This is a genomic window from Pseudomonas sp. F007 (assembly GCF_057814275.1).
Map to the genome: position 1 here is coordinate 1 of NZ_JBVATA010000036.1, position 313 is coordinate 313.

At 60.1% G+C, this 313-nt stretch carries 1 protein-coding gene; it reads right to left on the bottom strand.

Annotated features, from left to right (window positions below; translation table 11 throughout):
- The coding region (locus ACZYR5_RS29610; protein ID WP_489092929.1) for an immunoglobulin-like domain-containing protein at window positions 1–313 on the bottom strand (313 nt) is incomplete at both ends.

Here is a 313-nt window from a genome sequence, read left to right on the forward strand (position 1 = left end):
GCCTGGTTGATGCTGACAGTGAAGGTTGGGCTCGCGTTCTCGAACACGTCGCCGTTGCCTTTGATACTCACCGTCACCGTGTCCACGGTGTCGTTGATCTGCACCACACCCGGCTCTTTGCTCAGTTGCAGGTCTTCGAAGACCTTGCCCGGTACGCTGGCGCTGTCGATGGACACGCTCAGCGGGCCGCCGTCTTTGTAGACGTCATCGCCTTGAATCGGTGCGGTGTAGATGGCCGAGGTCTGGCCGGCCTTGATGGTGACGGTGCCGTGATCGCCGCTCAGCTTGACGATCAGGTCATCTTTCAACGCCT